This window comes from Aeromonas sp. 5HA1 (genome assembly GCF_029237245.1).
GTDB lineage: Bacteria > Pseudomonadota > Gammaproteobacteria > Enterobacterales > Aeromonadaceae > Aeromonas > Aeromonas salmonicida.
Window position 1 is genome coordinate 62889 of the sequence record NZ_JAACFW010000027.1, and the last position, 6436, is coordinate 69324.

Sequence of the window (6436 nt, forward strand, 5' to 3'; positions counted from 1 at the left end):
CTGATACCCGCAAAGAGGCAGCCAGGGCAGTCTTTGTCGCCGGAGTGCCGGCATCAAGCAAAGGATGGGAACAAGGATTCATGATCCCGAGACTCGATTACCAGGACAGTTTGTCACCTACAACCCTGCAGTTTCTTGAGTTGCTGGCGCGATCAGCATTTCGTGGTGATATCGAAAAGTCTTATGCAAGCCGGTTGGCGATGGCGACGGATAACAGCGTCTATCAGGTCGTACCTCAGGCGGTGCTCTATCCGCGCAGTGCGGATGACATTGCAGTGATGCTCAAGTTGGCACGGGGGCCCGAGTACGCAGCCTTGAGTTTCTTCCCTCGCGGCGGCGGCACCGGCACCAATGGTCAATCCTTGGGCGGCGGCATTATCGTCGATCTCTCGCGCCATATGAACCAGATCATGGAAATTAATCTGGAAGAGGGCTGGGTGCGGGCCCAGGCCGGGGTGGTGAAAGACCAGCTCAACGCCTATCTCAAACCCCACGGTTACTTCTTCTCGCCGGATCTCTCCACCTCCAACCGCGCCACCCTGGGCGGCATGGTCAACACAGATGCGTCCGGTCAGGGGTCGCTGGTCTACGGCAAGACCTCGGATCACGTGCTGGGCCTCAAAGCCGTGCTGGACAACGGCGACATCATGGCGACCGAGCCGGTGAACGGCCAGCGCCTGGCGGACAAGCTGGCCCTCGAGAGTCGGGAAGGGGAGATCTACCGCACCCTGTATCGCATCGGCCGCGAGCGCCGCGCCGACATCGAAGCCACTTTCCCCAAGCTCAACCGTTTTCTGACCGGTTATGATCTCAAGCACCTCTATGCCCCCGACACCGACACCCTGGATGTGAGCCGGGTATTGTGCGGCTCGGAAGGCTCCCTGGGGTTTATCACCGAAGCCAGGCTCAATATCACACCCATCCCGCGTTCCCGGACCCTGGTCAACGTCAAGTACGACAGCTTCCCCTCGGCCCTGCGCAATGCCCCCTTTATGGTGCAGGCGCAGGCCCTGTCGGTGGAGACGGTGGATTCCCGTGTGCTGGGACTGGCCCGTGCCGACATCATCTGGCATTCAGTCAAGGCGTTCATTGAGGACGTGCCTGGCAAGGATCTGCAAGGGCTCAATATCGTCGAGTTTGCCGACACCAACGAGCAAGAGCATCAGGCCAAAGTGGCTGAATTGTGCCGGCGCATCGAGGAGCTGCTGGCGCAAGGGGAGGCGGGAGTCATCGGCTATCAGGTGTGCAGTCACCTGCCGAGCATCGAGACCATCTACGCCATGCGCAAGAAGTCGGTGGGGCTGCTTGGCAACGCCGAGGGGCGTAAAAAACCGGTGGCCTTCACCGAAGACACGGCCGTTCCCCCTGAGTCGCTCGCCGATTTCATCATGGAGTTTCGTGCCCTGCTCGACGGCCACGGCCTCGACTACGGCATGTTCGGCCACGTCGATGCGGGGGTATTGCACGTGCGTCCCGCGCTGGACTTGTGCGACCCCGAGCAGGAGGTGCTGCTGCGCCGCATCTCGGATCAGGTGGTGGCGCTCACCGCCAAATATGGCGGCTTGATGTGGGGAGAGCACGGCAAGGGTTTTCGCTCCGAATACAGCCCCGCCTTCTTCGGCGATCTGTGGGAGGAGTTGCAGCGGGTCAAGGGCGCCTTTGACCCCGACAACCGCATCAACCCGGGCAAGATCTGCATGCCTTATGGCAGCGGAGCTTCGCTTGTGTCGGTAGACGGGCCCAAGCGCGGCAAGTTCGACCGCCAGATCCCGATTGCGGTGCGGGAAAGCTATACCCGCGCCATGGATTGCAACGGCAACGGCCTCTGTTTTACCTTCGAGACCGACTCCCCCATGTGCCCCTCGGTCAAGATCAGCCGCGACCGTCGCCACTCGCCGAAAGGCCGGGCCGGGCTGATGCGCGAATGGCTGCGCCAGCTGGCACAGCAGGGCTTCGATCCCCTGGCCGAGGAGGTGGCGCTGCAAAGTGGCGGTCTGCGCTTCAAGCAGATTGTCGACAAGTTTCGCAACACCCTGGCCCGCGCCCGCGGCCAGTATGACTTCTCTCACGAGGTGATGGAGGCGATGGAAGGGTGCCTGGCGTGCAAGGCCTGCACCAGCCAGTGCCCCATCAAGGTGGATGTGCCCACCTTCCGCGCCCGTTTCATGCAGCTTTATCACAGCCGCTACCTGCGGGGCCCCAAGGATTACTTCGTCGGCACCGTCGAAAGCTATGCCCCCCTGCTGGCCAAGGTGCCGAAACTGGTCAACTTCTTCCTGGAGAAGGAGTGGGCCCAGAAGGCGACCGAGAAGAGCATCGGCATGGTGGATGTGCCCCTGCTCTCGGTGCCGACCCTGGCCGAATCCCTGCACGACAACAAGGCGCGCTATTTCGACCTGCCGGGTCTCGAAGCCATGAGCCCGGAGCAGCGTGCCAACGTGGTGCTCATAGTGCAGGATCCCTTCACCAGTTATTACGACGCCCCCGTGGTGCGGGACTTGGTGAAGCTTGCCAGCAAGCTTGGGCTGCAACCCTATCTGCTGCCGTTCAAGCCCAACGGCAAGCCCCAGCACGTGAAGGGGTTCCTGCGCGCCTTTGCCCGCACCGCGGCCAACAGTGCCCAGTTCCTCAACAAGATAGCGGCGCTTGGCATTCCTATGGTAGGGGTGGATCCCTCTCTGGTGCTCTGCTATCGCGACGAGTATGCCAAGGCCCTGGGTTCGGCCCGTGGCGACTTCCAGGTGCTGCTGCCTCAGGAGTGGCTGCTCTCTTTACCCGCTCCTGAGAGCAGGGTGAGCGAGGGTGAGCAGGCCGAGCCCTGGTATCTGTTTGCCCACTGCACCGAGAAGACCGCCAAGCCCTCGACTCACGGTGACTGGGGCACCTTGTTCCAGCGTTTTGGGGCCCGCTTGCAGCCTGTGTCCGTGGGCTGCTGCGGCATGGCCGGCACCTATGGCCACGACGCCAAACAGGTGGCAAATTCCAAGGGGATCTATGGTCTCAGCTGGGCAGAGCCCCTGTCGAGGTTGCCCAAAGATCGCTGTCTGGCTACCGGTTATTCGTGTCGCAGTCAGGTCAAGCGGATGGAGGGGGAGAAACTCAAGCATCCGCTGCAGGCGTTGCTGGAACTGCTCTGGTGCTGACCTTTCCCAAGCGGTTTCGGGTGCCGCAAGCCTACCGGCACCCGCACTTCCTGCTGTTGCCAGCCACACCGGCCCAAGCCGTGGTGGAGTTTGTGGCCATGCAGCGTGAACGGGAGCAGCTTCATCAACTGTTTCGCCCCCAGGATGTCTGGCCCTCTGCCAACTTCAGCCTGATCCAGCACGAAGGGGATCTGGAGTGGCAGCAGTCGGAGTTTCTGGCCAAGCGCTCGTTCGCCTATGGCCTCTGGAGCCCTGATCGGGAGCCGCAATTCTGGGGTGGGGTTTATCTCTACCCATCGGTGCTGCCGGAGGTGGCGGTGGAGCTCTTCTTCTGGAAGGTGGCCGAGGCGCCCATTACGGATGAGGAGCTGGAAACGCAGCTGCGCGACTGGCTCGCCAGGGTGTGGCAGTGGCCAGAACTCCGTCTGCCGGGGCGAGAGGTGCCGTGGGCCGAGTGGCCCGGAGTCACCTATCCCTGGTGACGCAAGGTGGTTGCCAAGATGCCCCGATCGGGGCATCTTTTTTTCTTTGTCTTTTTCGCCGACACTGCTCGCGTCCAACCCATTGATTACATAAGGAGTCTGCTCGCCATGAGTCAAGAAAACGCCCCCATCTGGCGCAAGCCCATCAGTCTGGAGGGGCTCAATGCCACCTCTCGCAACACTCTGATGGCCTATCTCGATATCCTCTATACCGGCTTTGGCCCGGACTGGCTGGAAGCGACCATGCCGGTGGATCACCGTACCCATCAGCCCCTTGGCATGCTCCATGGCGGTGCGTCGGTAGTATTGGCGGAAACGCTGGGATCGCTGGCAGCCAACATGGCGGTGGGACCAGATAGCTACTGCGTGGGACTGGAGGTGAACGCCAACCATCTGCGCGCCAAGCGGGAAGGGGTGGTCACAGGGCGTTGCTCGCCCCTGCATCTGGGGGCAAGGACCCAGGTGTGGCAGATTGAGATTCGGGATGAACGTGGGCGTTTATTGTGCACCAGTCGGTTGACCATGGCGGTGCTCAAACACAAGCGGGACAAGGACTCCAGCGGGGAGTGACCAGCAATAACGCACCAGTAGTGCAAAATAAGCAAGCCATAGTCGCGAGATCCCTCTATAATTGCCAACGTCTTGAGAGGCCTATCACATTTTTCAAGACAGCAGAACAAAGTGGCGCTATAATCGCCGCCTTTTTGCTATTCCGCGGTGCTTAGCCGCCTGCCTTAATCTGGAAGAATCTATGTCTGATACCGAACAACTGCCCCTTTTTAGTGAGCTTGGACTGGCCGCGCCTGTATTGAAAGCGCTGCAAGACGTGGGCTATGAGCGCCCGTCACCGATCCAGGCCGCAGCAATTCCCCACCTCATGGCGGGACACGATCTGCTGGGGCAGGCGCAAACCGGTACAGGGAAGACCGCTGCTTTTGCCTTGCCTCTGTTGTCTCGTCTGGAAGCTGGTAACCGCAACACCCAGGTTTTGGTGCTGGCTCCGACCCGTGAACTGGCCCTGCAAGTTGCCGAGGCGTGCCAACGTTACGCCAAGCACATGCCCGACTTCCACGTCCTGCCCATCTACGGTGGCTCTTCTTACGAAACCCAGACCCGCGCCCTGCGTCGTGGTGCCCAGGTTGTCGTGGGTACTCCTGGCCGTGTGATGGACCTGATCCGTCGCAAGAACCTGGATCTTTCCGGTCTGAAAGCTCTGGTGCTGGACGAAGCTGATGAAATGCTGCGCATGGGCTTCATCGATGACGTGGACTGGATCATGGAACAGTGCCCGAGCACCCGTCAGGTTGCTCTCTTCTCTGCCACCATGCCGGACCAGATCCGTCGTGTTGCCCAGAAGCACCTGAAGCAGCCCAAAGAGATCAAGATCGTCTCCAAGACCTCCACTGCACCGACCATCCGTCAACGCTACTGGCAGGTAACCGGTCTGCACAAGCTGGACGCCATGACCCGTCTGCTGGAAGTCGAGCCGTACGAAGCCGTACTGGTCTTCGTGCGTACCAAGAACGCTGCCGAAGAGCTGGCTGGCAAACTGGCCGCTCGTGGCCATGCTTGTGAAGCGCTGCACGGTGACATCCCGCAGAAGCTGCGTGAGCGTACCGTTGACAAGCTGCGTCAAGGCCAGCTGGACATCCTGATCGCCACCGATGTTGTCGCCCGTGGTCTGGACGTCGAGCGCATCACCCACGTGGTGAACTACGACATTCCGTACGATACCGAATCCTACGTGCACCGTATCGGCCGTACCGGTCGTGCTGGTCGCAAGGGTGAGGCCATCCTGTTTGTTGCTCCCCGCGAGCGTCGTATGCTGCGCGCTATCGAGCACGCCACTCGTCAGGCCATCGAGCCGATGAAGATGCCGAGCACCGAGGACATCAACCAGCACCGTATGACCAAGTTCAAAGAGCGCATCCGGGAAACCATGATGGGCGAAGAGCTTGAGCTCTACCTGAACCTGGTGAACGAGCTGATCGAAGAAGATTCTGCCGATCCGCTGGAACTGGCTGCCGCCCTGGCCAAGCTGGTACAAGGTGATCAACCGCTGCTGCTGGATGACTCCATCCCTGAGCCGCAGTTCAGCAGCAATGATCGTGGTGGTCGTGATTTCGAACGCCGTGACGGTGGCAATGATTTTGCTGACCGTGGTGATCGTCCTGCCCGTCGCATGCCGTCCCTCGAGCCGCGTCCGTTGAAAGACAACCCGGATGTCGAGATGGAGCGCTACCGCGTAGACGTGGGTGCCCATCACGGTGTCAAGCCGGGCCAGATCGTGGGCGCTATCGCCAACGAAGCGAACATCGAGAGCCGTTTCATCGGCAACATCGATATCGCTGATGACTTCTCCACCGTCGACCTGCCCAAGGGTATGACCGCCGATGTACTGGAAGTGATCAAGAAAGCCCGTGTTTGCCAGCGTCCGCTGATGATCACCCGCTACACAGAGGTGCCGGCTGGCAGCAATACTGCCCCCCGTCCGCCCCGCAGCGATCGTCCTTTCAACAAGGATCGCCGCCCCAGCGGTGACCGTCCGTTCAACAAGAGCGGGGAGCGCCGTGAAGGTGGCTTCAACAAGGATCGCAAGTTCGGTGGCAACAAGCGCCGCGACAGCTAAGTCCTGACTGCATTGATAAAAAAGGCCGCTCATTGAGCGGCCTTTTTTGTGCCTGTGTCCCGTCCTGAATATGGTTTACACCTTTCCCCCACATAAACGGAGAGCCCGATGGGACAAGGTGTGAAACGGACACAGCGCGATTACTCGCTGACTTTTAAACTGGCGCTGGTCGAGCAGATTGA

The 6436-nt window shown here is 60.5% G+C and carries 4 protein-coding genes; all 4 read left to right on the forward strand.

What is annotated here, in order from left to right; genetic code table 11:
• Positions 1-80: 80 nt before the first annotated feature.
• The 4 genes from GWQ27_RS19650 (at position 81) to GWQ27_RS19665 (ending at position 6254) form a co-directional block, all read left to right on the forward strand.
• On the forward strand, positions 81-3143 hold the full coding sequence (locus GWQ27_RS19650) for an FAD-binding and (Fe-S)-binding domain-containing protein (RefSeq protein ID WP_275908132.1): 3063 nt from the start codon (positions 81-83) through the stop codon (positions 3141-3143).
• A complete protein-coding gene (locus tag GWQ27_RS19655; RefSeq protein WP_275908133.1) occupies positions 3137-3625 on the forward strand; it encodes a hypothetical protein in 489 nt (162 codons plus the stop codon). The genes GWQ27_RS19650 and GWQ27_RS19655 overlap by 7 nt, the downstream gene beginning before the upstream one ends.
• A gap of 108 nt (positions 3626-3733) precedes the next feature.
• The gene (locus tag GWQ27_RS19660) at positions 3734-4195 is read left to right on the forward strand and encodes a hotdog fold thioesterase (RefSeq protein WP_275908134.1); all 462 of its coding nucleotides are present in this window, start codon (positions 3734-3736) and stop codon (positions 4193-4195) included.
• Positions 4196-4376: 181 nt separating this feature from the next.
• The gene (locus GWQ27_RS19665) at positions 4377-6254 is read left to right on the forward strand and encodes a DEAD/DEAH box helicase (RefSeq protein ID WP_275908135.1); all 1878 of its coding nucleotides are present in this window, start codon (positions 4377-4379) and stop codon (positions 6252-6254) included.
• Positions 6255-6436 lie beyond the last annotated feature (182 nt).

Excerpts from the sequence above, each read along its gene's own strand:
- GWQ27_RS19650 (WP_275908132.1), top strand. The coding sequence starts at position 81 with ATGATCCCGAGACTCGATTACCAGGACAGTTTGTCACCTACAACCCTG.
- GWQ27_RS19660 (WP_275908134.1), top strand. The coding sequence starts at position 3,734 with ATGAGTCAAGAAAACGCCCCCATCTGGCGCAAGCCCATCAGTCTGGAG.
- GWQ27_RS19665 (WP_275908135.1), top strand. The coding sequence starts at position 4,377 with ATGTCTGATACCGAACAACTGCCCCTTTTTAGTGAGCTTGGACTGGCC.